4 protein-coding genes are annotated in these 3,950 nt (G+C 34.2%); all 4 read left to right on the plus strand.

Going from position 1 to position 3,950, the window contains the following annotated elements:
- Positions 1–201: 201 nt before the first annotated feature.
- Entirely contained in the window at positions 202–516 is a 315-nt protein-coding gene (locus CI949_RS17905; RefSeq protein ID WP_290768880.1) for an OadG family protein, read from the plus strand.
- A 23-nt stretch (positions 517–539) separates the two neighbouring features.
- Entirely contained in the window at positions 540–965 is a 426-nt protein-coding gene (locus tag CI949_RS17910) for a biotin/lipoyl-containing protein (RefSeq protein WP_290768883.1), read from the plus strand.
- An 11-nt stretch (positions 966–976) separates the two neighbouring features.
- Positions 977–2,107, plus strand: a complete 1,131-nt coding sequence (locus CI949_RS17915) for a sodium ion-translocating decarboxylase subunit beta (RefSeq protein ID WP_290768885.1) — start codon at positions 977–979, stop codon at positions 2,105–2,107.
- A gap of 417 nt (positions 2,108–2,524) precedes the next feature.
- On the plus strand, positions 2,525–3,850 hold the full coding sequence (locus tag CI949_RS17920; protein WP_290768887.1) for a pyruvate carboxylase subunit B: 1,326 nt from the start codon (positions 2,525–2,527) through the stop codon (positions 3,848–3,850).
- The last annotated feature ends 100 nt before the right edge of the window (positions 3,851–3,950 follow it).

A 3,950-nucleotide genomic window follows, 5' to 3' on the forward strand; every position in this document is an offset into this window, starting at 1 on the left:
CAAAGAAGGAGAGATCAATGATGTCATAAAAATGGAAAAGACAAGAGTTAGGCTGATTAATCGCCTGAAGATGATGATCAATCAATAAGCGTAAAAATGATATGGATAAAATGAACGGTAATATACAACTTAAAATCATCGCTAAAAGCAAATAATAATATTGTTTAACTATAAAAAATATAGTAATAAGTAGGTGAAAGTATGAATAACTATGTTCTTGGTCTGGAGTTATTAACAATTGGAATGGGAACGGTTTTTCTTTCCCTTTATTTACTCTCAGTTTTCCTCCATTTTAGCGGGAAACTCTTTGGACCGGAAAGTAAAAGTAAAAAGAAAGACGATCTTTCAAGAACTAAAAATAAAAAAGATATAGCTGAAAAAGAAGAAAAAACAGCTGATTCTGAGCAGGGCATGCCCTATGAAAAGGTAGCAATAGTGACTGCAGCTGTTTATGAGAGTCTAAATGATAAAAAGAATTATAAAATAATTTCTATACAAAAAAGAAATCAAAACTAAAAAAGATAGGAGCTGAATATAGAATGAGAAAATTTAAAATTGAAGTAAATGGTGAAGAATTTATTGTAAATGTTGAAGAAATAGGAAGAGAAAAGAATAGTCCAACTGTTGAAAGCAATGCGACTAAAGCAGGCAGCAAAAGCACAGTAGCTAAAACTAAAACAGAACCCCAAAAAGCTACAGCAAAGCCTAAAAAAGATCCAGAAACAGAGAGATCAGCACCAGCTGATATTGGTGAAGGAGATGTTGTAGCTCCAATGCCGGGCAGTATTTTAGAAATTGATGTTAAAAAAGGTGAGAGTGTCAGTCAAGGTGATGTTTTAATTGTTTTAGAAGCAATGAAAATGGAAAATGAAATTACTGCAGCTGAGGCCGGAACTGTTAAGGACATAAAAGTAAGAGTTGGAGATAGTGTTGATGCAGAAGACATACTGCTGGTAATTGAGTAGGGGGTTAAATTATGTTAGATAAGATTTCGCTATTTGTCCAGTCAACAGGTTATTTAAACCTGGGACTGGGACAATTTATAATGATTATCATTGCCTCCATACTTCTGTATCTGGCAGTGGTTAAAGAATATGAGCCATTACTTTTAGTGCCAATCAGTTTTGGAATGCTTTTAGTTAATCTACCTTTAGGGGGGTTAATGGCAGCCGGAAAAGATGGCCAGGTTGGAGGTTTATTATATTATCTTTATCAGGGGGTCAAATTAGGAATTTATCCTCCAATTATCTTTATGGGGGTTGGAGCCTGGACTGATTTTGGTCCAATGATTGCTCAACCTAAAACAGCTCTCCTGGGTGCAGCAGCTCAGTTTGGTATTTTTGCTACTATTTTTGGAGCAATTGCTCTTGGCTTTTCACCTGCAGAAGCGGGTGCAGTTGGAATTATTGGTGGAGCAGATGGTCCAACAGCAATATTTGCGGCCAGTCAACTGGCGCCACATCTGCTAGGTCCAATTGCGGTAGCCGCCTATTCTTATATGGCTTTAGTGCCAATTATTCAGCCGCCGATTATGAAAGCTTTAACTACCAAAGAAGAGCGTCAGGTAAAAATGGAGCAGTTAAGACATGTAACTAAAAAAGAAAAAATTATTTTCCCAATAGCTGTAACCTTACTGGGTGGTTTATTAGTACCTTCTGCTTTACCACTTTTAGGAAGCCTGATGTTTGGTAACTTGATGCGGGAAGTAGGAGTAGTTGATCGTTTACTTAAAACAACTCAGAATGCTTTAATGAACATAGTAACCTTATTTTTAGGTCTCACTGTTGGGGCAACAGCCAGTGCAGAAGCATTTTTGAATGCTGAAACCCTTGGTATTTTAGTTTTAGGTTTAATTGCCTTTAGTTTTGGTACAGCAGTAGGAGTTTTATTTGGGAAACTGATGCACCGCTTAAGTGGTGGCAAGGTTAATCCACTAATTGGAGCGGCAGGAGTTTCTGCAGTGCCAATGGCAGCCAGAGTTGTACAGAAAGTTGGTCAGGAAGAAAATCCTTCTAATCACCTGTTAATGCATGCTATGGGACCAAACTTTGCCGGAGTTATCGGTTCTGCAATTGCGGCCGGTACATTACTATCGATTCTTGGTTAAAGTAGTTTTAGTTCAACTAAGATAAAATCAATTAATTCAATATATGTCTTTTATAGAAAAAATAAATCTTATACAAATATATTAATGAATATTGTTACTATATTCATTGGTCTTAGAGTTAGGGCTAAACCGCAAGAATAATTATTTTTAACTTAACAAACTATTTATATGAGAGTATTAAGTTTAGCTGCATTGCAATAGGAACAATAGTTGGTTTGTTATTTGCCAAATTATGAGTAAATTTAAAAAATCAAAAATTATTCCACTGATAGGAGCAGCAGGAGTAGGTAAGGAAGTAAATTGGGCAATTATCTATTTTAATACATGCAACGAGGCCTAATTCTGCTGTTTTATTAGGTTCTGCAATAGCCGTTGAAGCGTTATTATCATTGGTAGGATAAAAAAAGGAGGAATAAAATGAAAGTCGGTATAACTGAAACAGTACTTAGAGATGCTCAACAATCAGTTTTAGCTACTAGAATGAAAACAAACAATATGTTGGATATAATAGAAGATATGGATAAAGTAGGTTATCATTCCCTTGAAGTATGGGGTGGTGCTACTTTTGATACGGCCATGCGTTATTTAGATGAAGACCCATGGGAGAGATTAGAAAAAATTAAATTAAGAACTAAAAATACAAAACTTCAGATGTTATTAAGAGGACAAAATATTTTGGGATATAAACATTATCCAGATGATGTGTTAGAAAAGTTTATTGAAAAAGCAATAAGTAATGGTATTGATATAGTAAGAATTTTTGATGCATTAAATGATGTTAGAAACTTAGAAAAATCTATCGAGTATACAAAAAAATATGGAGGTCATGCCCAAGGAACAATAGTTTATACGACAAGTCCAATCCATGATATCGAACATTATATAGAGACTGCAAAAAAATTAGAAAAACTTGAGGTTGATTCACTATGTTTAAAAGATATGGCTGGTCTTTTAACACCATATAGAGCATATGAAATTATAGAGAGACTAAAAGAAGAAACTGATTTATTGATACAATTACATACTCATAATACAGCAGGATTGGGAGCTATGAGTTATTTGAAGGCGGTAGAAGCTAATGTCGATGTTATAGATACTGCAGTATCACCTTTAGCTTCTGGAAATTCTCAGCCACCTACAGAGTCTTTAATTGCAACTCTAGAAGGAACTGAGTATGATACACACTTAAATTTAGATGAGGTGATTGATATAGCGGGTTATTTCAGGAAAGTAAGAAATACTCATGATGGTTATGAAAAATCTTTTGCTATTGACCCACGAGTTATCAAAAATCAGATACCTGGTGGTATGTTATCTAACTTAAGACAGCAATTAAAAGATAATAATATGACTCAATATTATGAGGATGTATTGGAAGAAATACCAAAGGTTCGTAAAGAACTTGGATATCCTCCATTAGTAACTCCAACAAGTCAAATTATTGGAACTCAGGCAGTATTTAATATTGCTCAAGGCGAAAGATATAAACTAGTTTCAAGAGAAACAAAAAAATATGTAAAGGGAATGTACGGTCGTCCTCCTGGAGAAATTGATCCTGAATTAAAAGAAAAAATTCTAGATGGAGAAAAACAAATAGATTGTCGTCCTGCTGAGTTACTTGATGATGAATTTGAATCAACTCTGAATAAAATAAAAGACTTTATAACCAAAGAGGAAGATGTTCTTTCTTATATTTTATTTCCAGATGTAGCAGAAGACTTCCTAAAAAAACATTACAGATAAAATGAACAAAATCCTGCTTGTGGTTAGCTTTGTTTCAACAACAGCTAAACCATTTATAGCAGGATTATTATTTTTATTTATTAATGAATATTATTAGGTC

Source organism: Halanaerobium sp. (genome assembly GCF_003070835.1).

Coding starts and splice junctions, on each gene's coding strand:
- CI949_RS17905 (WP_290768880.1), top strand. CDS start 202: ATGAATAACTATGTTCTTGGTCTGGAGTTATTAACAATTGGAATGGGA.
- CI949_RS17910 (WP_290768883.1), top strand. CDS start 540: ATGAGAAAATTTAAAATTGAAGTAAATGGTGAAGAATTTATTGTAAAT.
- CI949_RS17915 (WP_290768885.1), top strand. CDS start 977: ATGTTAGATAAGATTTCGCTATTTGTCCAGTCAACAGGTTATTTAAAC.
- CI949_RS17920 (WP_290768887.1), top strand. CDS start 2,525: ATGAAAGTCGGTATAACTGAAACAGTACTTAGAGATGCTCAACAATCA.